General features: G+C 61.2%; 20 protein-coding genes. 11 read left to right on the forward strand and 9 right to left on the reverse strand.

Features of this window, described 5'->3' with window-relative positions; all coding sequences use genetic code 11:
• Positions 1–86 precede the first annotated feature (86 nt).
• From L6D63_RS07975 to L6D63_RS07990, 4 genes are all read right to left on the reverse strand, one after another.
• Positions 87–635, reverse strand: coding sequence for a cupin domain-containing protein (locus L6D63_RS07975; RefSeq protein ID WP_011333561.1), 549 nt, complete (start codon positions 633–635; stop codon positions 87–89).
• 420 nt (positions 636–1,055) lie between these two features.
• Positions 1,056–2,339: an NAD(P)/FAD-dependent oxidoreductase gene (locus L6D63_RS07980; protein WP_047293503.1), complete on the reverse strand. Its 1,284-nt coding sequence runs from the start codon at positions 2,337–2,339 to the stop codon at positions 1,056–1,058.
• Positions 2,340–2,390: 51 nt separating this feature from the next.
• Complete coding sequence (locus L6D63_RS07985) at positions 2,391–3,881, reverse strand: aldehyde dehydrogenase (protein ID WP_047293501.1); 1,491 nt, start codon at positions 3,879–3,881, stop codon at positions 2,391–2,393.
• A 164-nt stretch (positions 3,882–4,045) separates the two neighbouring features.
• Positions 4,046–5,422 (reverse strand): glutamine synthetase family protein, encoded by a 1,377-nt coding sequence (locus tag L6D63_RS07990; RefSeq protein WP_047293499.1) that lies wholly within the window; start codon positions 5,420–5,422, stop codon positions 4,046–4,048.
• Positions 5,423–5,704: 282 nt separating this feature from the next.
• On the opposite strand from L6D63_RS07990, the gene L6D63_RS07995 reads away from it, so the two are divergent.
• From L6D63_RS07995 to L6D63_RS08015, 5 genes are all read left to right on the forward strand, one after another.
• Positions 5,705–6,466 carry a gamma-glutamyl-gamma-aminobutyrate hydrolase family protein gene (locus tag L6D63_RS07995; RefSeq protein ID WP_095668895.1) on the forward strand — a complete coding sequence of 254 codons (762 nt, stop codon included), beginning with the start codon at positions 5,705–5,707 and terminating at the stop codon, positions 6,464–6,466.
• A 367-nt stretch (positions 6,467–6,833) separates the two neighbouring features.
• On the forward strand, positions 6,834–7,976 hold the full coding sequence (gene potA, locus L6D63_RS08000; protein WP_041073459.1) for a polyamine ABC transporter ATP-binding protein: 1,143 nt from the start codon (positions 6,834–6,836) through the stop codon (positions 7,974–7,976).
• A gap of 29 nt (positions 7,977–8,005) precedes the next feature.
• Positions 8,006–8,887: an ABC transporter permease subunit gene (locus L6D63_RS08005; protein WP_371260449.1), complete on the forward strand. Its 882-nt coding sequence runs from the start codon at positions 8,006–8,008 to the stop codon at positions 8,885–8,887.
• Positions 8,884–9,759: an ABC transporter permease subunit gene (locus L6D63_RS08010; RefSeq protein ID WP_131671281.1), complete on the forward strand. Its 876-nt coding sequence runs from the start codon at positions 8,884–8,886 to the stop codon at positions 9,757–9,759. Before L6D63_RS08005 ends, L6D63_RS08010 begins: the two co-directional genes overlap by 4 nt.
• Positions 9,760–9,928: 169 nt before the next feature.
• Positions 9,929–11,026 (forward strand): polyamine ABC transporter substrate-binding protein, encoded by a 1,098-nt coding sequence (locus L6D63_RS08015; RefSeq protein ID WP_095668894.1) that lies wholly within the window; start codon positions 9,929–9,931, stop codon positions 11,024–11,026.
• A gap of 269 nt (positions 11,027–11,295) precedes the next feature.
• On the opposite strand, the gene thpR is transcribed toward L6D63_RS08015, so the two are convergent.
• Complete coding sequence (gene thpR / locus L6D63_RS08020) at positions 11,296–11,835, reverse strand: RNA 2',3'-cyclic phosphodiesterase (protein WP_131671280.1); 540 nt, start codon at positions 11,833–11,835, stop codon at positions 11,296–11,298.
• Positions 11,836–11,940: 105 nt separating this feature from the next.
• Between thpR and L6D63_RS08025 the strand changes: the two genes are divergently transcribed.
• Positions 11,941–12,135, forward strand: a complete 195-nt coding sequence (locus tag L6D63_RS08025) for a PIN domain-containing protein (protein WP_047293818.1) — start codon at positions 11,941–11,943, stop codon at positions 12,133–12,135.
• 250 nt (positions 12,136–12,385) lie between these two features.
• Here L6D63_RS08025 and L6D63_RS08030 read toward each other — a convergent pair whose 3' ends face one another.
• Positions 12,386–12,739, reverse strand: coding sequence for a DUF1428 domain-containing protein (locus tag L6D63_RS08030; RefSeq protein ID WP_131671279.1), 354 nt, complete (start codon positions 12,737–12,739; stop codon positions 12,386–12,388).
• Between the two features lie 2 nt (positions 12,740–12,741).
• Positions 12,742–13,821: a hypothetical protein gene (locus L6D63_RS08035; RefSeq protein WP_131671278.1), complete on the reverse strand. Its 1,080-nt coding sequence runs from the start codon at positions 13,819–13,821 to the stop codon at positions 12,742–12,744.
• A 372-nt stretch (positions 13,822–14,193) separates the two neighbouring features.
• On the opposite strand from L6D63_RS08035, the gene L6D63_RS08040 reads away from it, so the two are divergent.
• Positions 14,194–14,466, forward strand: a complete 273-nt coding sequence (locus L6D63_RS08040) for a hypothetical protein (protein WP_047293483.1) — start codon at positions 14,194–14,196, stop codon at positions 14,464–14,466.
• Between the two features lie 45 nt (positions 14,467–14,511).
• Here L6D63_RS08040 and L6D63_RS08045 read toward each other — a convergent pair whose 3' ends face one another.
• Positions 14,512–14,718, reverse strand: a complete 207-nt coding sequence (locus tag L6D63_RS08045; protein WP_041073476.1) for a hypothetical protein — start codon at positions 14,716–14,718, stop codon at positions 14,512–14,514.
• Positions 14,719–14,962: 244 nt separating this feature from the next.
• On the opposite strand from L6D63_RS08045, the gene L6D63_RS08050 reads away from it, so the two are divergent.
• The 4 genes from L6D63_RS08050 (at position 14,963) to paoC (ending at position 20,762) form a co-directional block, all read left to right on the forward strand.
• Positions 14,963–16,717 carry an L-lactate permease gene (locus L6D63_RS08050; RefSeq protein WP_131671380.1) on the forward strand — a complete coding sequence of 585 codons (1,755 nt, stop codon included), beginning with the start codon at positions 14,963–14,965 and terminating at the stop codon, positions 16,715–16,717.
• A 276-nt stretch (positions 16,718–16,993) separates the two neighbouring features.
• Complete coding sequence (gene paoA, locus L6D63_RS08055) at positions 16,994–17,617, forward strand: aldehyde dehydrogenase iron-sulfur subunit PaoA (protein ID WP_095668892.1); 624 nt, start codon at positions 16,994–16,996, stop codon at positions 17,615–17,617.
• Positions 17,614–18,570, forward strand: a complete 957-nt coding sequence (locus tag L6D63_RS08060; RefSeq protein WP_131671277.1) for an FAD binding domain-containing protein — start codon at positions 17,614–17,616, stop codon at positions 18,568–18,570. Before paoA ends, L6D63_RS08060 begins: the two co-directional genes overlap by 4 nt.
• Positions 18,567–20,762 (forward strand): aldehyde oxidoreductase molybdenum-binding subunit PaoC, encoded by a 2,196-nt coding sequence (paoC, locus tag L6D63_RS08065; protein ID WP_131671276.1) that lies wholly within the window; start codon positions 18,567–18,569, stop codon positions 20,760–20,762. The genes L6D63_RS08060 and paoC overlap by 4 nt, the downstream gene beginning before the upstream one ends.
• Positions 20,763–20,855: 93 nt before the next feature.
• Here the strand turns inward: paoC and L6D63_RS08070 are convergent, their stop codons facing one another.
• Positions 20,856–21,272: a (R)-mandelonitrile lyase gene (locus L6D63_RS08070; protein ID WP_131671275.1), complete on the reverse strand. Its 417-nt coding sequence runs from the start codon at positions 21,270–21,272 to the stop codon at positions 20,856–20,858.
• Positions 21,273–21,307 lie beyond the last annotated feature (35 nt).

Below are 21,307 nucleotides of genomic sequence, written 5' to 3' on the forward strand. Positions count from 1 at the left end.
CCAATCATGCCAAAAAAGAGAAGGCCTATTAATTTAAATAGGCCGAGCTTCTTTAACAAGAAGATGAACTTGACGTTTAGCGTTCCTCAAAAATTCGCCGGCGTATTCGCACTAATGATCTCCGCCTCATCCGCCCCGATATTCCGGAACTTGTGCGGCAGCGTCGTCGGAAAATAATACCCGTCCCCCGCACTCAACACGCTCACCTGCCCGTCCACCGTCAACTCGACCGTGCCGCGCGTCACCAACCCACACTCCTCGCCTTCCGCGTGAACAATCGGCTCTTCGCCGGAACTCGCACCCGGGGCGTATTGCTCGCGCAACAAACGCATCTGGCGGCTTGGGACGGAGGCGCCGATCAGCAGCAGGCGCAGGCCGTGGCGGCCGAGGTCGGGTTGTTCGTTGGCGCGGAACACGTATTGGTGTTCGCGCGGGGGCTGGTCGAAGGTGAAGAAGTCGGCCAGGGACATCGGGATGCCTTCGAGCAGCTTTTTCAGTGAGCTGACGGAAGGACTGACGCGATTCTGTTCGATCAGGGAGATGGTGGCATTGGTCACGCCGCTACGCCGGGCCAGCTCGCGCTGGGAGAGTTTGTAGCTTTCGCGTACTAGTTTGAGTCGAGAACCCGTATCCATGACAGCCTTATGTGAGTAGTACTTAAGGGTAATGGGGGTGGGTGGCGGGTGCCGCGCAAGGCGCGCGGATCACGTTGCTCCCGTGTCCCGGAACCGTGAAAGGCGGCTATTAAATCACGTTTGCCGGTGTTGCTCAGCAGGTTCGATGGACGGTGCGGTAAAAGTCCTTCTGGCCTTGGTAATACAGTCACTGTGGGAGCGAGCCTGCTCGCGAAAGCGGTGTGTCAGACGACATGGAGGTTGGCTGATATGGCCTCTTCGCGAGCAGGCTCGCTCCCACAGTTGGATCTCTTTTGTGTCAGTTAACTTGATAGCGGTTGTCAGGCCGCTATCGCTGGCAAGCCAGCTCCCCCATTTTGAGCATTGGTGTTTCAGGTAAAAAACCGGCGGGGTCTTGGGGGCCGCCGCCGGGGAGGTAACTTAAATGCCGAAGCGGTCGCGCAGCGAGTAATACACGGCGCCGAGGGCGGTCAACGGGGCGGAGAAGGTGCGCCCGCCGAGCATCGGCATGTGCGGCAGCGAGGCGAAGGCGTCGAAGCGTTCGGCGTCGCCGCGGATCATTTCCGAGATCAGTTTGCCGGCCAGGTGCGAACAGGTGACGCCGTGACCGCTGTAGCCTTGCATGTAGTAGGCGTTTTTCTCGATGCGGCCGAATTGCGGCATGCGTGACATGGTCAGCAGGAAGTTGCCGGTCCAGCGGTAGTCGATTTTCACGTCCTTGAGCTGCGGGAAGGTCTTGAGGATCTTCGGCCGGATCAGGGTTTCGATGTCGTCCGGTTCACGGGCGCCGTAGACCACGCCGCCGCCATACAGCAAACGGTTGTCAGCAGTGAGACGGTAGTAATCCAGCAGGTAATTGCAGTCTTCGACGCAGTAGTTGTTGGTAATCAGGCTGCGCGCCTGCTTTTCGGTCAACGGTTCGGTAACGCAGATCTGCGAGCCGCACGGCATGCTCTTGGCGGTCACGCGGTTGTCCAGACCCTGCGGCAGGTAGGCGTTGCCGGCGATCAGCAGGTACTTGGCGCGGACCTGGCCTTTGGCGGTGCGCACGACGTTAGGCTCGCCGTACTTGATTTCCACGGCGGCCGATTGCTCGTAAATCTTGCCGCCCAGGCGCACGATGGCCGCGGCTTCACCGAGGGCCAGGTTCAGCGGATGCACGTGGCCGCCCTGCATGTCCAGCAGGCCGCCAACGTAGGCGTCAGAGCCGACTTCGCGACGAATGTCGGCGGCATCGAGCATCTTCAGGTTTTTGTTGCCGTAACGTTCCCAGCTGCGCTTCTGCTCGGCCAGACCGTTGAGTTGTTTCTTGTTCATCGCTGCGAAAATGCCGCCCGGGCGATAGTCGCATTTGATGTCGTAGTCCTTGATCCGCGAACGGATGATGTCGGCGCCTTCGAAGATCATGCTGCCGAGGATTTCTGCGGTCTTGTCACCGTAGCGCTCTTCGATCACATCGACGTCGCGACTGTAGGAGTTGACCAGTTGCCCGCCATTGCGGCCACTGGCGCCGTAGCCGACTTTCGCTGCTTCGAGCACCGTCACTTTGTAGCCGGCCTCGGTGAGGAACAGGGCCGAGGACAGGCCGGTGTAACCGGCGCCGATGATGCAGACGTCGCACTCGACCGACGCTTCAAGGGTCGGGAAGTCGATGACTTCGTTGCGGGTGGCGGCGTAGTAGCTGTTGACGTGTTGTTGCTTCATTTTATTGTTCTCCGAGGGTCGCTCATCAAGAGCGACCGCCGCTGTAGAAAATCAGAGCTTGATCCAGGTCGCTTTCAGCTCGGTGTACTTGTCAAACGCGTGCAGCGATTTGTCGCGACCGTTGCCCGACTGTTTGAATCCACCGAACGGTGCGGTCATGTCGCCGCCGTCGTACTGGTTGACCCACACGCTGCCGGCGCGCAGGCCACGGGCGAAGGTGTGCGCTTTGCTCAGGTTGCTGGTCCAGACACCGGCGGCGAGGCCGAAGATGCTGTCGTTGGCGATCTGCAGCGCTTCTTCAACGGTGTCGAAGGTGATCAGCGACAGCACCGGGCCGAAGATTTCTTCCTTGGCGATGGTCATGGCGTTGGTCACGCCGTCGAAAATCGTCGGCTCGATGTAAGTGCCGCCGGTTTCTTCGAGGGTGCGTCGGCCGCCGGCGATTAGTTCAGCGCCCTGCTCGCGGCCGAGGCTGATGTAGCGCAGCACGTTATCCAGTTGACGCTGATCGACCACGGCGCCGACGGTGGTGGCCGGGTCCAGCGCGTGCCCCGGTTTCCACGCTTGCAGCGCTTCCACCAGCAGCGGAATGAATTGCTCGCGGATCGAACGCTCCACCAGCAGGCGCGAACCGGCGGTGCACACTTCGCCCTGGTTGAAAGCAATGGCACCGGCCGCAGCCTGGGCGGCCGCGCGCAAGTCCGGGGCGTCGGCGAACACCACGTTCGGGCTCTTGCCGCCGGCTTCGAGCCAGACGCGTTTCATGTTGCTCTGGCCGGCATAAATCATCAGTTGTTTGGCAATCGCCGTGGAGCCGGTGAAGGCCAGCACGTCAACGTCCATGTGCAGCGCCAGCGCCTTGCCGACGGTGTGGCCGAAACCCGGCAGGACGTTGAACACACCTTTCGGAATGCCCGCGTCCAGCGCCAGTTGGGCGATGCGGATCGCGGTCAGCGGCGACTTTTCCGAAGGCTTGAGGATGAACGAGTTACCCGCCGCCAGCGCCGGGGCGAATTTCCAGCTGGCCATGATCAGCGGGAAGTTCCACGGCACGATGGCCGCGACTACGCCGGCTGGCTCGCGGGTCACCAGGCCGAGTTGATCGTGCGGGGTGGCAGCGACTTCGTCGTAGATCTTGTCGATGGCTTCGGCGCTCCAGCGGATCGCGTTGGCGGTCGCCGGGATGTCGATGCTCATCGAGTCGCTGATCGGTTTGCCCATGTCGAGGGTTTCCAGCAGCGCCAGTTCTTCCTGGTGTTGCAGGATCAGATCGGCGAAGCGGATCAGGATGCGTTTGCGCTCGGCCGGGGCCTTGTTGGCCCACACGCCGGAGTTGAACGACTGGCGTGCGACTTCGACGGCGAGGTTGGCGTCGGCTTCATCGGTGCTGGCCACGGAGGCGAGGAAACGGCCGTCGACGGGGCTCAGGCATTCGAAGGTGGCACCGCTGATCGCCGGGCGATATTCGCCGTTGATGAAGGCGCGGGATTCGAGGGTCAGGGACTGGAAGCGTTGTTCCCAGTCGTTGCGGGTCATGGTCATGGGGGTGGCTCACACAGGAGAATGGGTGACCGATATCCCTGTGGGAGCGAGCTTGCTCGCGAATACGGTGGGTCAGTCACCTTCAATGTTGAAGGTGATGGCCTCTTCGCGGGCAAGCCCGCTCCCACAGGGTTTTGCGGTGTTAACGGGATCGCGCTTGAGCGTCAGACGGTATGCAGATACCAGTTGTACTCAAGGTCGGAGATCGAGTTTTCGAACTCGGCCAGCTCGCTTTCCTTGCACGCGACGAACACGTCGATGTACATCGGGTCGATGTAGCGGGCCATGACTTCGCTGTCGTCCAGCTCGCGCAACGCATCGCGCAGGTTGTTCGGCAGGCTCTGTTCGTTCTGCTCGTAGCTGTTGCCTTCCACCGGCGCGCCCGGCTCGATCTGGTTGGTCAGGCCGTGGTGAATACCGGCCAGCACCGAAGCCATCAGCAGGTACGGGTTGGCATCGGCGCCGGCCACGCGATGCTCGATGCGTACGGCGTCGGCCGAACCGGTCGGCACACGGACCGCGACGGTGCGGTTGTCGATGCCCCAGCTCGGCGAGTTCGGCACGTAGAACTGCGCGCCGAAGCGGCGGTACGAGTTGACGTTCGGGCAGAGAAAGGCCATTTGCGCAGGCAGGGTCTCCAGCACACCGCCGATCGCGTGGCGCAGCGCGGCGTTCTGCTCGGGATCCTCGCTGGCGAAGATGTTGTTGCCTTCTTTGTCCAGGATCGAAATGTGTACGTGCAGACCGTTGCCCGCCTGGCCCGGATACGGCTTGGCCATGAAGGTGGTGTCCATTTCGTGGTCGTAGGCGATGTTCTTCACCAGACGCTTGAGCAGCACCGCGTAATCGCAAGCCTTGATCGGGTCGGAGACGTGATGCAGGTTGACTTCGAACTGCGCCGGGGCGCTTTCCTTGACGATCGCGTCAGCCGGGATGCCCTGCTCTTTCGCGCCTTCGAGGATGTCTTGCAGGCAGTCGACGTACTCGTCGAGATCGTCGATCAGGTAGACCTGAGTCGATACCGGACGCTTGCCGGAGACCGGTGAACGCGGCGACTGCGGACGGCCGTTCACGTTGTCCTGGTCGATCAGGTAGAACTCCAGTTCGAACGCGGCGCAAATGGTCAGGCCCAGTTCGTCGAACTTGCGCACTACGTTGGCCAACACTTCACGCGGGTCGGCGAAGAACGGCTCGCCTTCCAGTTCGTGCATGGTCATCAACAGTTGTGCGGTCGGGCGCTTCTGCCACGGCTCGATGCTCAGGGTGCCGGGGATCGGGTAGCAAATGCGGTCGGCGTCACCGATGTCCAGGCCCAGACCGGTGCTTTCCACGGTGGAGCCATTGATGTCGAGGGCGAAGAGCGAGGCCGGCAGGTTGATGCCTTTCTCGTAAACCTTGTGAAGACTGGTGCGCTCGATGCGCTTGCCGCGCACCACACCGTTCATGTCTGCAATCAGAAGGTCGACGTACAAAACCTCAGGATGTTTCTTAAGGAATGCGTTTGCTTCGTTGAGTTGAACGGCACGCAGAGGGACCGACATGATGCACCTATTTAGCTGTTAATTATTATGTTCACTGCTGTTTCGCCGAGCCAGTCAATCCGAAAGGCAAAGTGAAGTCAATAGCGAACACCCAGCCGTTCAGCGTTTATTTTTCGGGCTTTTTTTAACACTCACGTGCCAATGCAGGCGCCGCAAGGCCTGGAATCATGAAGATTGGATGAACGGCGTTTAGAATTTTTTACATGGCAGTTGTTAATTAAAATCAACGAGGCTAAGCTCCGGAAAAGCTCGTTCAAGTGTCAAACTTCGAGGTGAATAAAAATGGCATTCAAGCCATTGATCGGCGTTACTGCGTGCGTCAAACAGATTGGCCTGCACCCCTATCACATCAGCGGCGACAAATACGTTCGCGCTGTCAGCGTTGCGGCGCTGGGGTTGCCCGTCGTCATTCCTTCCCTTGGCAAACTGACTGAAATCGAAGACCTGCTGGGTCAACTCGACGGTCTGCTGCTGACCGGCTCACCCTCGAACGTGGAGCCCTTCCACTATCAAGGCCCGGACAGCGCCCCCGGCACGGATCACGATCCGGCGCGGGATGCCACCACCCTTCCTTTATTGCGTGCAGCCATTGCGGCGGGCGTTCCGGTGCTCGGCATTTGCCGTGGCTTCCAGGAAATGAACGTGGCCTTCGGCGGCAGCCTGCACCAGAAGGTGCATGAGTTGCCGGGCATGCTCGATCACCGCGAAGCCGACAGCCCGGACGTGGCCGTGCAATACGCACCGGCGCATGCCGTGAGCGTGCTGGCCGGTGGTGTGTTCGAGGCGCTCGAGTTGCCGGGCGAATTTCAGGTCAACTCGATTCACAGTCAGGGCATCGACCGCCTCGCGCCCGGCCTGCGTGCCGAAGCGGTGGCGCCGGATGGGCTGATCGAGGCGATCTCGGTCGAGCACAGTCCGACCTTCGCCCTCGGCGTGCAATGGCACCCGGAATGGCAGGTGCTGGACAACCCGAACTACCTGAAGATTTTCCAGGCGTTCGGTGAGGCTTGCCGGCAACGGGCGGCGCGACGCAGCCAGCGCTGACACCACCCAGGATTTCAAAACTGTTTACTGCCCCCACGGGGTCGGCGGTTGCGCGTGTGCGCATCCGTCATCCGTGAAAACAACAAACCGTAATAACAACAAGTACGACCCAGGCAGCCAGGACGGCGGCGCCGAACAAGCCGGATGGCCGGAGCAAAACCGTCAGATCAATGCAAAACCCTGTGGGAGCTGGCTTGCCAGCGATGAGGCCATCACCTCCAACATTGTTGGGGAATGATCCACCGCGATCGCTGGCAAGCCAGCTCCCACAGGGAATGTGATCCGACCGGAAATGCACCTGCAGGCTTGCAATCCACTTAAGCCCGGCCACGTTGGCCGAGCGAACGAAACCTGTTGGGAGTTTCACATGGCAAACGCCTCCAGCACTTACCGGAAGGCACTTGAAGGCCACCAGCAACCGAAAAAGGTTCTGGTGAAAGTCGATCGTGTCACCAAGAAGTTCGACGAAACCACGGCCGTGGACGATGTGTCCCTGGAGATCCATCAGGGGGAAATCTTCGCCCTGCTCGGTGGCTCCGGTTCGGGCAAATCGACCCTGTTGCGCATGCTCGCCGGTTTCGAGCGCCCGACTGAAGGGCGGATTCTGCTCGACGGTGTAGACATCACTGACATGCCGCCCTACGAGCGGCCGATCAACATGATGTTCCAGTCCTACGCGCTGTTCCCGCACATGACCGTGGCACAGAACATTGCCTTCGGCCTCAAGCAGGACCGTTTGCCCGCCAGCGAAATCGACGCCCGCGTCGAAGAGATGCTGCGCCTGGTGCACATGACCCAATACGCCAAACGCAAACCCCATCAGTTGTCCGGCGGTCAACGCCAGCGCGTCGCCCTCGCCCGCTCTTTGGCGAAACGTCCGAAGCTGTTGCTGCTCGACGAACCGATGGGCGCACTGGATAAAAAACTGCGCTCGCAGATGCAGCTGGAACTGGTGGAAATCATCGAGCGCGTCGGCGTGACCTGCGTGATGGTGACCCACGACCAGGAAGAGGCCATGACCATGGCCGAGCGCATCGCGATCATGCACCTGGGCTGGATCGCCCAGATCGGCAGCCCGGTCGACATTTATGAAGCGCCGGTCAGCCGCATGGTCTGCGAATTCATCGGCAACGTGAACGCCTTTGACGGCACCGTGGTGGAAGACCTTGAAGGTCACGCGATCATCCACAGCCCGGACTTGCAGCAGAAGATCTACGTCGGTCACGGCGTCAGTACCTCGGTGCAGGACAAGTCGATCACCTACGCGATCCGTCCGGAAAAAATGCTCGTCAGCACACTCAAGCCAGAGACTCGCTACAACTGGTCCGAAGGCAAGGTGCATGACATCGCCTACCTCGGCGGCCACTCGGTGTTCTACGTCGAGCTGCCGGGCGGCAAGATCGTCCAGTCGTTCATGGCCAACGCCGAACGCCGTGGCGCGCGTCCGACCTGGGACGACAAGGTCTACGTGTGGTGGGAAGACGACAGTGGCGTGGTACTGCGCTCATGAGAACCTTCAATCAGCAATGCCTGCGCCTGGTGCCCAGCGGGCGAAAATTCGTCATCGGCATCCCGTTCATCTGGCTGTTCCTGTTCTTCATGCTGCCGTTCTTCCTGGTGATGAAGATCAGCTTCTCGGAAGCCGCGCTGTCGATCCCGCCGTACTCGGAGATCTACACCTACGCCGAACAGAAATTCCAGCTGATGCTGAACATCGGCAACTACACCATGCTCGGCGAAGATGAGTTGTACCTGTCGGCTTACCTCGGTTCGCTGAAGGTCGCGGCGCTGAGCACGATGATGTGCCTGGTGATCGGTTTCCCGATGGCCTATGCGATCACCAAAGCGAGCAAGGAAGCGCAAAACGTCCTGCTGCTGTTGATCATGATGCCGACCTGGACCGCGATCCTGATCCGCGTTTACGCGTGGATGGGCATCCTCAGCAACAACGGCCTGCTCAACGCGTTTCTGATGTGGACCGGACTGACCGATCACCCGATCGAAATCCTCAACACCAACACGGCCGTGTATATCGGCGTGGTCTACGCGTATCTGCCATTCATGGTGCTGCCGCTGTACGCCAACCTGGTCAAGCACGATGGCAGCCTGTTGGAAGCCGCGTCGGACCTGGGTTCGAGCAACTTCAACAACTTCTGGAAAATCACCGTGCCGCTGGCCAAGAACGGCATCATCGCCGGTTGCATGCTGGTGTTCATTCCGGTGGTCGGCGAGTTCGTGATTCCGGAACTGCTGGGTGGTCCGGAGACGCTGATGATCGGTCGCGTGTTGTGGCAAGAGTTCTTCAATAACCGCGACTGGCCGGTGGCGTCTGCGCTGGCGGTGGTGATGCTGTTGATCCTGATTGTGCCGATTCTGCTGTTCAACCGCAGCCAGGCCAAAGAGATGGAGGCACGGGGATGAAACGCTTCGGTTTTTCCAAGTTCATGTTGATCTTCGGCCTGATGTTCATTTATCTGCCGATGCTGATTCTGGTGATCTACTCGTTCAACGCCTCGAAACTGGTGACGGTGTGGGGCGGCTGGTCGGTGAAGTGGTACGTCGGCCTGCTCGACAATACGCAACTGATGGGTTCGGTGGTGCGCTCGCTGGAAATCGCCTGCTACACCGCGATTGCCGCAGTGGCGTTGGGCACCCTCGCCGCCTTCGTCCTGACGCGGGTGACGCGCTTCAAGGGTCGTACGCTGTTTGGTGGTCTGGTGACGGCGCCGCTGGTCATGCCTGAGGTGATCACCGGTCTGTCGCTGTTGCTGCTGTTCGTGGCGATGGCGCAGTTGATCGGCTGGCCACAGGAGCGTGGCATCGTCACCATCTGGATCGCCCACACCACGTTTTGTGCCGCTTATGTGGCGGTGGTAGTCTCCGCCCGCCTGCGCGAGCTGGATCTGTCGATCGAAGAAGCCGCGATGGATCTGGGGGCCAAGCCGTTCAAGGTGTTTTTCCTGATCACCATCCCGATGATCGCGCCGTCGCTGGCGGCGGGCGGCATGATGTCGTTCGCCCTGTCGCTGGACGATCTGGTGCTGGCGAGCTTCGTCTCCGGGCCGGGTTCGACCACCCTGCCGATGGAAGTGTTCTCGGCCGTGCGTCTGGGCGTGAAGCCCGAGATCAACGCCGTGGCCAGCCTGATTCTGCTGGCGGTGTCGCTGGTGACTTTCCTGGTCTGGTACTTCGGCCGCAAGGCAGAAGCCAGCCGCAAGAAGGCGATTCAGGAAGCGATGGATCAAACGGCGAATGAGGCGTGGCAGCCTCAGCGATCCGCAGCGACTGTTTAATGCAAGATTGCTCTTGTGGCGAGGGAGCTTGCTCCCGCTGGGCTGCGCAGCAGACCCAAAAGCTTGTGAGCGCTGCGCGCTCAAGCGGGAGCAAGCTCCCTCGCCACAGAGATGTGTGTACATCAGGTTTTGCGTTGTGTTTTTGAATAAGAAGAATGGAGTTTCACCGATGAAAATGTTTGGCAGGACTCTGCTGACACTGTCCTTAATGGGCGCAATCGCCACGGGCGTCCAGGCCAACGACAAGGTGCTGCGTGTTTACAACTGGTCCGATTACATCGCGCCGGACACCGTCAAGAAGTTCGAAGACGAGACCGGTATCCAGGTGACCTACGACGTGTTCGACAGCAACGAAACCCTTGAGGCGCGTTTGCTGGCGGGCAAATCCGGCTATGACGTTGTCGTGCCGTCCAACAGCTTTCTGGCCAAGCAGATCAAGGCCGGGGTCTATCAGCCGCTGGACAAATCGAAGCTGTCGAACTGGAAGAATCTCAACCCGGTGCTGCTGAAAAACGCCTCCGCCAGTGATCCGGGCAACGCTCACGCGTTCCCGTACATGTGGGGCTCGATCGGCATCGGCTATAACCCGGACAAGGTCAAGGAAGTACTCGGCGCCAACGCCCCGACCAACTCCTGGGACCTGCTGTTCAAGCCGGAAAACGCCGAGAAGCTGAAAGCCTGCGGTATCAGCTTCCTCGACTCGCCGACCGAAATGATCCCGGCCGCCCTGCACTACCTGGGCTACCCGGTGAACGACAAGGACAAGGCGCACATCCTCGAAGCCGAAGCGCTGTTCATGAAGATCCGCCCGTACGTGGCGTACTTCCATTCCTCGAAGTACATCTCGGACCTGGCCAACGGCAACATCTGCGTGGCGGTCGGTTACTCCGGAGACGTGCTGCAGGCCAAGGCCCGCGCGGTTGAAGCCGGCAACAAGGTGCAGATCGACTACAGCATTCCGAAGGAAGGCGCCGGCAGTTTCTACGACATGGTCGCCATCCCGCGCGATGCCGCCAACGTCGATAACGCCTACCTGTTCATGAACTTCCTGATGCGCCCGGACATCATTGCCGAGATCACCAACAGCAACGGCTACAGCAACGCCAACTCGGCGGCGACGCCACTGGTGGACGAAGCGATCCGCAATGACCCGGGTTCGTATCCGTCGCAGGCGGTAATGGCGACGTTGTATGCGGTGCCGGATCAGCCGATTGCCACCCAGCGGATCATGACCCGCGGCTGGACCCGGGTGAAGCTCGGTAAGTAAACCGGCTGATTGAAGATTGTGACAAAAACTGGAAAACCTGTGGGAGCTGGCTTGCCAGCGATGGCGGTGAGTCAAGCGACGACGATGTTGGATGTGCCACCCCAATCGCTGGCAAGCCAGCTCCCACAGGGAGGGTGTTGACTCGCAGAATCATTGATTTTCCGTTCACGCAGCGCCTTACCACCGCTGCACCCTGCAATGAACGGCCTCACCTGGCTCCCTCGGCTCAGGTGAATTTCAGGCGCCCTCGGGCGCCTTTTTTTGTGGGTTCATTTCAGCGGCCAATCCTGCAGGATCCGATAGCGGCCCTTGTGCGATTCGAACAAGGCAAAGCGCTCGGCACGCTGGAAGAACTCCGGCGGCGTGGCGGCTTCCGGTTCCGCTGCGCGGTAGTCCCGGGCCAGGGTCAGGTGCGGGCGAAACTCGCGCGGCGAGTCTTCGAAACCGAATGGCAGCATCGCCTGTTCCAACGCATACACCAGACGCAACAACGCCGGCGGCGCCTGCGCGGGTGCCAAAGACAGGATCCCCGCGCGATGCCAGACCTGCAGGCGATCCAGCGCAAGCTTCAATGGCTCACCCGGCGTGCGTACCTTGCCGGCGGCCTCGCAGACTTCATGGATCTGCGCCAGCGGCACCGCGCCGAGGAACAGCAGCGTCAGGTGAAAGTTATCCGCCGGCACCGCTTTGCCGGTTCTCAAGCGCAGATCGGCGCGCCACTGAGCGATGGCCTTGCGTAATGGTGGTGGGCAGTCGAGGGCGAAAAACAGTCGCTTGAGCGGTTCATCCCTGCGCGCATCATCGGTCATGGCCCTGCTCCTTCGCTGGTCGATCGGCCGATTCTACACAGCCTTCTCTGACGACTCGCGACAGCCGGCTATAGTTCAAGGATGGTCATCGAACTGGAGGTCGCCATGCGCGAGATCCTCAGCAAAGAGCCCTGGTGGGCCCGACCACCCAGCCCAGGGCAGGATGAAACCGAGCTGGAATGGGGCTGGCTGGTGCATTACAGCGAAGGTGAACCGCGTTTCGAATTCGTCCGCGAACGACCGACGGAGGAAGAAATCCGCCACCGCAAAAGCTGCCGGATCACCCCCACTCCAGAGTGACCACCACCCCATGTGGGAGCAAGCCTGCTCGCGAAAGCGTCCACACATTCAGCCTCACATTGCCTGACACGCCGCTTTCGCGAGCAGGCTCGCTCCCACACTGGATTTGTGGCGTGCCCATGATCGTCGCCATCCGCAAAACCCTGTGGGAGCGTGGCTTGCCCGCGAAGAGGCCGGCACATTTTGCAAACCCGCTGACTGACACACCGTCATCGCGAGCAGGCTCACTCCTACACGGAATCTGGTGAGTTCAGGCTTCAAGAATGTTCTTGAAGCCCCCAAAGATCATCCGTTGCCCATCAAACCCCATCGGGTTGACGTCCGGTTGCATGCGCGGGTCTTCCATCATCTTTGCCATGCTGGCATCGCGGGTGGCCTTGTCGGGCCAGATCAACCAGCCGGCCGAAACGGTCTCGCCGTCCTTGAGTTTTACCGCCATCGGGAATGACGTGACTTTGCCTTCCGGCACGTCATCGCCCCAGCCCTGAACCACCTCCTTCGCTCCGTATTCCTTGAACAGTTTCGCGGCGATCGCACAGTGTTTTTTGTACTGCTCGCGGTTGGCATTCGGCACGGGTGCTACAAAAATATCGATGTAAGCCATGATCACTCTCCTTGCACGTTGGGTTCGATCTGCTGATTGGTCGATTCGGGAGGTCGCCATTCGACACGATTCAGCCCCTGCCCGACCGACGGTTGTTCGCCCCCGCCAAGGCTGCCCTCGACCTGCCCGGCGATATGCAGCGTTCCAGCCATGACCCCGGTGGTCGGGTTTTGCAGCAGTTTCGCCCAGGCCTTGTCGAAGGTACTGCCCAGGCTGCTGCGAATCAGCGCTTCACTGTCGGGCCGGTCGTTGGCCTGGATGATCGCGCGGATGCCCGCCACCCCAATCGAGATCACCCCGCCGACCAACTTGCCCGCCGCAGCCGCCACCGCACTGGCCGCTCCGCGCGGGGCCATTTCCGCTTCCATCCGTTGACTGGCGCGTTTGGCCACAGGGGCCATGCCGGCGTCGGTCGAGGCAATGCCCTTGCTGCCGCCCTCGGTGTGGATCTTGTCGATCAGCGCGGCATACGCCGGCAAGGTGTTCAGCGGCTCGGTGCTGATGATCTGATACAGCGACGCATCCCGCGCCGGCGGCGGCCCAAGGGCGATGGCTGGGACCTTCTGCAGACGCCCGTTGAGCTGGGCAACCGGCACGCCATAGCGCTGGGCGATGAGCGGCATCTGCTGGGCCATCAGTTGCGCGTAGAACGCCGTGGCCTGACCGAGGATCGCGTCCGGATCGATCTCCACCGCCACCGGAGCCAGCACTCTTTCCTGATATTGCTCAAGCAGATAGCTCGCCAGACGCTTGGCCGACGCGTCCTGTTCGCCGCCAGCACTGATGGTGTACCAACTGACCTTCATCGACAGCCATTCCTGAGTCCAGTAGCTGCTGAACCACGGAATGAAATTTTCTTCAGTTTGCTGATAGACGCGAGTGCGCCAATGTTCCATCGAGCCACGGGCAAATACTTTGACTTGCTCGGTGGATTGCTGCGAGGCGCTGACGATGTCGCGATCGATCTGCTGCCAGGTCGCCGGGGACACCACCACCGCTCGCGGCGCCACCGGAGCGCGGGCCGAGGTGGCGCAGCCAGCCAGCAGACACAGTGCGGCGAGGCTCAGCGCACGCAGGTTCACGGTGGTGGAGTCCTTGAATGGAGGGAGACAGCATTGAGTATAGGTGTGTCAGTTTCCGAGGATGTTGGCTGTACCGACGCCATCGCTGGCAAGCCAGCTCCCACAGAGCCCTTCTGTGAACATCAATCCATTGAGCACCCGAAAAACCTGTGGGAGCTGGCTTGTAAGCTCCATGGAAAACTTCAGTGGCCATCAACCCAATGAACAGCCGAAAACCTGTGGGAGCTGGCTTGCCAGCGATGAGGCCAGTCAATCCACCACACCTATTAACCATCAACGCCGTCGATATTCACCATCGCCACGATTGCCTTCCGCCCACCGCCCGGCCAAGGCACGATTCACCCATCCGAGACGCAACGAGGAGTACCCATCATGATTCGCACCATCACCCTCTCCGTGAGCTTCCCGGTGTTCGGCAGCAACTATTACGACCAGCAGGTCGTCTCGCGCAAGACGCAAGCGCTGCTGTTCAACGAAGATTTCGACGATGTGCTGATGCCCGCTGCGAGCAATCACTTCAGCAATGAAGTGGTCGGCATCAACGATCAGTTCCGCTTTCTGAGCGACATACTCGCCACCCATTTGCTGGATCTCGAGGCCACCGTGCCTGCGCATTCCAGCGTCCGGGCGAGCGCTCATTTTTAATCGCCGAGGGCGTTCCCGTTGCGGGAACGCCCTTTTCATTTCTACTCAGTCATCGTCGCGGTCACGATAGTAACGACGCCCGTCACGACGACCATCGTCGCGGTCATCCCAACGTCGGTCATGGTCGTAGTAACGGCCATGATCGCGATCGTAATGCCGCCCGTGGCGGTGGTCATCATCAAAGTCCGCCACACAGCCCGCCAGCAATACGGCGGCAGTCACGGTCAGTAGCATCGTTGTAGCGCGCTTCATTCAACACTTCCCTAAAACCAAGGTCTTGACGACGGAACGGCTGCCACTGCCCACGCCTTTACAGGACGCAGTGCGCGCAGCCGCTGATACGACCGGACAAAAGGACTTTGATTCACTGCCCGGGCACGACCGTTGATCGGCCGATTTGCTGTATCCGGGCGGCGGCGAAATGCCACCTATACTGCTGCTTACCGACTCCCCCGCAATGGATCTGCGCCTCGATAACAACAAGCAGAGGTGGATCATGGTCTGGCAGCAAATCTACGACCCGTTCGGCAACCCGCTGATCTCCACGCTCATGGCCGCGGTGCCGGTGGTGGTGATGCTCGCGGCGCTGGCGTTCTTTCACGTCAAGGCGCACCTGGCCGCCCTGCTCGCCCTGGCTTCGGCATTGTTGATTTCGATCTTCGCCTTCGGCATGCCGGCGAGCATGGCCGGTTCGGCGGCGTTGTTCGGCGCGGCCAATGGTTTGCTGCCGATCGGCTGGATCGTGCTCAACATCATTTTTCTGCACCGCCTGACCACCGAGAACGGCTCGTTCAAAGTGCTGCAGGATTCCCTCGCACGTATCACCGATGACCGGCGTTTGCAGTTGCTGCTGATCGCGTTCTGCTTCGGTGCATTTTTCGAAGGCGCCGCCGGGTTCGGTACGCCGGTCGCGGTAACCGGAGCGATTCTGATCGGCCTCGGTTTTTCGCCGCTGGCGGCGTCGGGTCTGGCATTGATTGCCAACACCGCACCAGTGGCGTTCGGCGCACTCGGTACGCCGATCATCACCTTGGCCAAGGTCACCGGGCTGGATGAGATGGAGCTGTCGATGATGGTCGGTCGGCAGCTGCCGTTTTTCTCGGTGCTGGTGCCGTTCTGGCTGATCTGGGCGTTTGCCGGGTGGCGCAAGATGCTGGAGATCTGGCCGGCGATTCTGGTGGCCGGGGTCAGCTTCGCGGTGCCGCAATTCCTCGTCTCGAACTTCCACGGGCCGATGCTGGTGGACGTGATCGCCGCGCTGATTTCCATGGCCTGTCTGACCCTGTTTCTGCGAGTCTGGAAACCGGCGACGGTGTACACCTCGGCCGCCCTGTCCGGGCGGGTCGACAACTCCCGGGTCGAGGAAGAAAAAGTCACCGCCAGCGCCGCCTTCAGCGATCAGGCACGCCCGGCGGTGATGCGTGCGTGGATGCCGTGGATCATCCTCACGGTGTTCGTATTTGCCTGGGGCACCCAGGGCTTCAAGAACATCTTCGATGTGCGCCCGGCACTGGATCCGGTGACGCACGCGGTCAAACTCGATCCTCAAGGCAAACCGCTCAATGAGGCCAACCCGATTTTCTCGCCGGCGCTGACCTTCACCACCCTGCACCTGCAAGTGCAGAAAGTCCCGCCGGTGGTGCCGGCGCCGAAAGCCGAGGAAGCGATCTACAAGTTCACCTGGTTCACTGCCACCGGCAGCGGCATTCTGCTGGCGGCGATTGTCGGCGGTTTATTGATGGGCTATTCGATCCCGCAACTGATCAAGCAATACTTGCGCACGTTGTGGGTGGTGCGGTTTTCGCTGATCACCATTGCCGCGATGCTGGCGCTGGGGTTCCTCACGCGGTATTCCGGACTGGACGCCACCATGGGTCTGGCGTTTGCCGCGACCGGAGTGTTCTACCCGATGTTCGGCACCCTGCTCGGCTGGCTCGGCGTCGCGTTGACTGGCTCGGACACGGCTTCGAACGTGCTGTTCGGCGGACTGCAACGAGTGACCTCGGAACAGCTGGGCATCAGCCCGGTACTGATGGCGGCGGCCAACAGTTCCGGCGGGGTGATGGGCAAGATGGTCGATGCGCAATCGATCGTGGTCGCCTCCACCGCGACCCGCTGGTATGGGCATGAGGGCGAGATTCTGCGCTACGTGTTCTTCCACTCGATTGTGCTGGCGGTGCTGGTCGGCGGGCTGGTGACGTTGCAGGCGTATGTGGCGCCGTTCACGCACATGGTGGTTGGCGGGCATTGAACACAATACCTGTGGGAGCGGGCTTGCCCGCGATGGCGGTGTGTCATTCAAGCAATGCTGACTGACACGACCCCATCGCAGGCAAGCCCGCTCCCACAAGGTCAGCGTCGCCCAGCTCATTAATGAATCCTGCGCATAACTCTATAGCGCAAATCCGCAAAAACCTTTTCCCCTCCGCGCAGGTCATTCCAAGAACGAGACCGGTAAACATGCCGGCGCGCCCGTTTGGGCCCTTCAATCCCTGCCGTCCTGATTAAGCCAGAGAGGAATCGAAGCATGACGATTTCCCGACGAAGATTCCTGATCCTCGGCGCGGTGACCGCCACCGCGTTTGCAATGCCCCCTTTCATCAGCCTCAAGGCCTACGCGGCCAGTCTGGAGCAACCCGCCATGGCCAAACTGACAATCAACGTCAACGGTACACCCCAAGCCCTTGAGGTCGACAACCGCACCACCCTGCTCGACGCCCTGCGCGAACACCTGCACCTGACCGGCAGCAAGAAAGGCTGCGACCACGGCCAGTGCGGCGCCTGCACGGTGATCGCCGACGGCCGCCGAATCAATGCCTGTCTGACCCTGGCGGTGATGCACGAAGGCAGCGAGATCACCACCATCGAAGGCCTCGGCATGCCCGACCATCTGCACCCGATGCAGGCCGCGTTCATCAAGCACGACGGTTACCAGTGCGGTTATTGCACGCCGGGGCAGATCTGTTCGGCGGTGGCGGTGCTCAAGGAAATCCGCGAAGGCATTCCCAGCCATGTCAGCCCCAGTCTGACCGAAGCTCCGCAACTGATCGCCAGCGAATTCCAGGAGCGCATGAGCGGCAACATCTGCCGCTGCGGCGCCTACTCGAACATCATCGAAGCCATCACTGAAGTTGCGCAGGTGCCAGCATGAGAGCGTTCAATTACAGCCGCGCCGACTCCCCCGCCGCAGCCGCAACGCTGGCGGCGCAGATTGAAGGCGCGAAGTTCATCGCCGGCGGCACCAACCTGCTGGACCTGATGAAACTCGACATCGAAACCCCGCTGCACCTGATCGACGTCAACCACTTGGGCCTCGATCAGATCGAAGCCACACCTGAAGGCGGATTGCGCATCGGCGCGCTGGTGCGCAACACCGATCTGGCCGCCGACAGCCGCGTGCGCAAGGATTACGCGCTGCTCTCCCGCGCCTTGCTCGCCGGCGCTTCCGGTCAGTTGCGCAACATGGCGAGTACTGCCGGCAACCTGCTGCAACGCACCCGCTGCCCGTACTTTTATGATGTCAATCAGGCCTGCAACAAACGCCAGCCCGGCAGCGGCTGTGCGGCGATTGGCGGGGTCAGTCGGCAACTGGGACTGATCGGCGTCAGCGACGCCTGCATCGCCACCCACCCCAGCGACATGGCAATTGCCATGCGCGCCCTCGATGCACAGGTTGAAACGGTGAAACCGGACGGCAGCACCCGCAGCATCGCCATCGCCGATTTCCATCAGCTCCCCGGCAACACGCCGAACATCGAAACCAGCCTCACGCCCGGCGAGTTCATCACGTCGGTAACCCTGCCGGCCCCAGTCGGTGGCACGCACATTTATCACAAGGTGCGCGATCGCTCGTCCTACGCCTTTGCTCTGGTATCGGTCGGACTGATCCTGCACAAGGACGGCAGCGGTCGTGTGGCGGTCGGCGGTATTGCGCCGAAACCGTGGCGGGTTGACGCCGCTGACGCGTTGCTGCCCCAAGGCGCTAAAGCCGTCAGCGAACGTCTGCTTGACGGCGCCACGCCAACCCACGACAACCAATTCAAACTGACGCTGGTCGAGCGCACGCTGGGCTCGGTGTTGGCGCAAGCGAGGGATCAGGCATGAAATTCGACACGCCCGCCACCACCAACCCGATCGACCAACTGAAAGTCGTCGGCAGGCCCACCGACCGCATCGAAGGCCCGCTGAAAACCAGCGGCCAGGCGCCATATGCCTACGAGCAGCACGAGGCCGTGGCGAATCAGGCTTACGGTTTCATGGTCGGTTCGGCCATCGCCAAGGGCCGCATCAGCCACATTGATCTCGACGCGGCCGAAGCCGCACCGGGCGTGCTGGCCATCGTCACCGCCGCCAATGCCGGCAAGCTCGGCAAAGGCCAATACAATTCGGCGCCGCTGCTCGCCGGGCCCGAGGTGCAGCACTATCACCAGGCCGTGGCGCTGGTGGTCGCCGAGACCTTCGAACAGGCTCGCGCTGCGGCGCAATTGGTCAAGGTCGATTACGTCGCGGCCAAAGGCGAGTTCGAACTGGCCAACGTGCTTGACCAAGGCGTCGAAGACGACGAGTTGCCCGACGTGACCCACGGCGATTTCGACAAAGCCTTCGCCGCTGCGCCGGTGCAGTTCGACCAGACCTACACCACTCCCGATCAGTCCCACGCGATGATGGAGCCGCACGCGACCTTGGCCGCATGGAAAGGTGATCATCTGACCTTGTGGACCTCCAATCAGATGATTGCCTGGAGCGTCGGCGACGTCGCCACGACCCTTGGCCTGCCCAAGGAAAACGTGCGCCTGATCTCGCCGTACATTGGCGGCGGCTTCGGCGGCAAACTGTTCATTCGTGCCGACGCGATCCTCGCCGCCCTCGGTGCGCGCCTGGCCAACCGCCCGGTGAAAGTCGCCCTCGCCCGCCCGCAAATGGCCAACAACACCACCCACCGCCCGGCCACGATTCAGCGTATTCGGATGGGCGCGACGGCGGACGGCAAGCTCAGCGCCATCGCCCACGAAGGCTGGTCGGGCAACCTCAAGGACGGCAAAGTCGAGGTCGCCGCGCAACCAAGCCAGTTGCTTTATGCCGGGGAAAACCGCCGGGTGACCATGCGCCGGGCGCCGCTGGATCTGCCCGAAGGCAATTCCATGCGCGCACCGGGTGAGGCGCCGGGGCTGATGGCGCTGGAAATCGCCATGGACGAAATGGCCGAGCAGCTCAAGCTCGACCCGGTGCAGTTCCGCATCCTCAATGACACCCAGGTCGATCCGGTAAAAACCGAGCGTCCGTTTTCCCAGCGGCGTCTGATCGAATGCCTGCAGACCGGCGCCGAGAAATTCGGCTGGAACCAACGCAACGCCACACCCGGTAGCCGTCGCGAAGGGCGCTGGCTGATCGGCATGGGCGTCGCCGCCGCGTTTCGCAACAACCTGTTGCTGAAATCCGGCGCCCGGGTACGGCTGGAGCGCGACGGCAAGGTCACGGTGGAAACCGACATGACCGACATCGGTACCGGCAGCTACACCATCATCGCCCAGACCGCCGCCGAGATGATGGGCGTGCCTCTGGCGGATGTGACGGTGCATCTGGGCGATTCGAATTTCCCGGTGTCGTCCGGTTCCGGCGGCCAGTTCGGCGGTAACTGCTCGACGGCCGGGGTGTATGCCGCGTGCATGAAACTGCGTGAAGCGGTGGCGACGAAGCTGGGCATGAGCGGTAGTGACGTCGAGTTCGCCGACGGTCAGGTGCGTGCCGGCGGCAAGACTCTGCCGCTGCGTGATGCGGCAAAAGATGGCGTGGTCGAGGCCGAGGACAGCATCGAATTCGGCGACCTCGCCAAGCAGTATCAGCAGTCGACTTTCGGTGCGCATTTCGTCGAAGTGGCAGTGGATGCAGCGACCGGCGAAGTCCGCGTGCGGCGTATGCTCGCGGTATGCGCGGCGGGACGGATTCTCAACCCGAAAGCCGCGCGCAGCCAAGTGATCGGGGCGATGACCATGGGCGTCGGCGCGGCACTGATGGAAGAGCTGGCGGTGGACAAGCGGCTGGGCTTTTTCGTCAATCACGACCTGGCTGGATACGAGGTGCCGGTGCATGCTGACATCCCGCATCAGGAAGTGATTTTCCTCGACGAAACCGATCCGGTTTCATCGCCGATGAAAGCCAAGGGTGTGGGTGAACTGGGGATTTGCGGCGTGAGTGCGGCGGTGGCGAATGCGATCTACAACGCCACCGGGGCGCGGGTGCGTGAGTACCCGATCACCCTCGACAAGATCCTCTCTTCCTTGCCAGAAATGATCTGACCCTCTGCAGGAGCTGCCGCAGGCTGCGATCTTTTGCTTTTGCTTGAGAGACTAAAGTCAAAAGATCGCAGCCTGCGGCAGCTCCTACACAGGTCAGTTCGGGTACTGCGCCGCACTCACCTGCTCCATCCACTCCACCACTTCACCGTCCAGCACCTCGGCAATCGCAATGTGCGTCATCGCCGTGGTCGGCGCGGCGCCATGCCAGTGCTTCACCTGCGGCGCGATCCACACGGTATCGCCGGGGCGGATCTCGCGAACCGGTTGCCCCCACTCCTGCACGAAACCTGAACCGGCGGTGACGATCAGCGTCTGACCCAACGGATGGGTATGCCACGCGGTGCGTGCGCCCGGCTCGAAGGTCACCGTGGCGCCGCTGACGCGCGCTGCCTCGCTTCCTTTGAACGGCGCGTCAACGCGTACGGTGCCGGTGAACCAGTCCGTCGGGCCTTTGGCCGAAGGCTGCGAGCCGTTGGGGGTGACGGTAATGCCTGAGATATGCGCATTCATCACAAGACTCCAAATCTGAAAGAGATCTCCCTGTA

The sequence above is a fragment of the Pseudomonas parakoreensis genome (genome assembly GCF_021602155.1).
Lineage (GTDB): Bacteria > Pseudomonadota > Gammaproteobacteria > Pseudomonadales > Pseudomonadaceae > Aquipseudomonas > Aquipseudomonas parakoreensis.

Excerpts from the sequence above, each read along its gene's own strand:
- L6D63_RS08045 (WP_041073476.1), bottom strand. The coding sequence starts at position 14,718 with ATGAAGCGCGCTACAACGATGCTACTGACCGTGACTGCCGCCGTATTG.
- L6D63_RS07975 (WP_011333561.1), bottom strand. The coding sequence starts at position 635 with ATGGATACGGGTTCTCGACTCAAACTAGTACGCGAAAGCTACAAACTC.
- L6D63_RS07980 (WP_047293503.1), bottom strand. The coding sequence starts at position 2,339 with ATGAAGCAACAACACGTCAACAGCTACTACGCCGCCACCCGCAACGAA.
- L6D63_RS07990 (WP_047293499.1), bottom strand. The coding sequence starts at position 5,422 with ATGTCGGTCCCTCTGCGTGCCGTTCAACTCAACGAAGCAAACGCATTC.
- L6D63_RS08015 (WP_095668894.1), top strand. The coding sequence starts at position 9,929 with ATGAAAATGTTTGGCAGGACTCTGCTGACACTGTCCTTAATGGGCGCA.
- L6D63_RS08060 (WP_131671277.1), top strand. The coding sequence starts at position 17,614 with ATGAGAGCGTTCAATTACAGCCGCGCCGACTCCCCCGCCGCAGCCGCA.
- paoA (WP_095668892.1), top strand. The coding sequence starts at position 16,994 with ATGACGATTTCCCGACGAAGATTCCTGATCCTCGGCGCGGTGACCGCC.
- thpR (WP_131671280.1), bottom strand. The coding sequence starts at position 11,835 with ATGACCGATGATGCGCGCAGGGATGAACCGCTCAAGCGACTGTTTTTC.
- L6D63_RS07995 (WP_095668895.1), top strand. The coding sequence starts at position 5,705 with ATGGCATTCAAGCCATTGATCGGCGTTACTGCGTGCGTCAAACAGATT.
- L6D63_RS08010 (WP_131671281.1), top strand. The coding sequence starts at position 8,884 with ATGAAACGCTTCGGTTTTTCCAAGTTCATGTTGATCTTCGGCCTGATG.
- paoC (WP_131671276.1), top strand. The coding sequence starts at position 18,567 with ATGAAATTCGACACGCCCGCCACCACCAACCCGATCGACCAACTGAAA.
- L6D63_RS08025 (WP_047293818.1), top strand. The coding sequence starts at position 11,941 with ATGCGCGAGATCCTCAGCAAAGAGCCCTGGTGGGCCCGACCACCCAGC.
- L6D63_RS08070 (WP_131671275.1), bottom strand. The coding sequence starts at position 21,272 with ATGAATGCGCATATCTCAGGCATTACCGTCACCCCCAACGGCTCGCAG.
- L6D63_RS08050 (WP_131671380.1), top strand. The coding sequence starts at position 14,963 with ATGGTCTGGCAGCAAATCTACGACCCGTTCGGCAACCCGCTGATCTCC.
- L6D63_RS08030 (WP_131671279.1), bottom strand. The coding sequence starts at position 12,739 with ATGGCTTACATCGATATTTTTGTAGCACCCGTGCCGAATGCCAACCGC.
- potA (WP_041073459.1), top strand. The coding sequence starts at position 6,834 with ATGGCAAACGCCTCCAGCACTTACCGGAAGGCACTTGAAGGCCACCAG.
- L6D63_RS07985 (WP_047293501.1), bottom strand. The coding sequence starts at position 3,881 with ATGACCATGACCCGCAACGACTGGGAACAACGCTTCCAGTCCCTGACC.
- L6D63_RS08040 (WP_047293483.1), top strand. The coding sequence starts at position 14,194 with ATGATTCGCACCATCACCCTCTCCGTGAGCTTCCCGGTGTTCGGCAGC.